This window comes from Streptomyces sp. GbtcB7 (genome assembly GCF_019091445.1).
GTDB classification, from domain to species: Bacteria; Actinomycetota; Actinomycetes; order Streptomycetales; family Streptomycetaceae; genus Streptomyces; species Streptomyces mirabilis.
Genome location: NZ_JAGXJM010000163.1, coordinates 1 through 380 on the forward strand (window position 1 = coordinate 1; position 380 = coordinate 380).

Below are 380 nucleotides of genomic sequence, written 5' to 3' on the forward strand. Positions count from 1 at the left end.
GTCCGCAAGCAGTACTTCTGGCACCGCTTCTTCTCCCACCAGCCCGACCTCAACTACGAGAACCCCGCCGTCCAGGAAGAGATCCTCGCGGCCCTCCGCTTCTGGCTGGACCTCGGAATCGACGGATTCCGCCTCGACGCGGTGCCGTACCTCTACCAGGTCGAGGGAACCGACTGCGAAAACCTCCCCGCCACGCACGAGTTCCTGAAAAGGGTCCGCAAGGAGATCGACTCCCAGTACCCGGACACGGTGTTGCTGGCGGAGGCGAACCAGTGGCCCGAGGACGTCGTCGACTACTTCGGTGACTTCCCCTCCGGCGGCGACGAGTGCCACATGGCGTTCCACTTCCCCGTCATGCCGCGGATCTTCATGGCGGTACG

1 protein-coding gene is annotated in these 380 nt (G+C 64.2%); it reads left to right on the top strand.

Features of this window, described 5'->3' with window-relative positions; genetic code table 11:
* On the top strand, positions 1-380 hold a 380-nt coding region (locus KVT44_RS61375; RefSeq protein WP_254651244.1), incomplete at both ends, for an alpha-amylase family glycosyl hydrolase.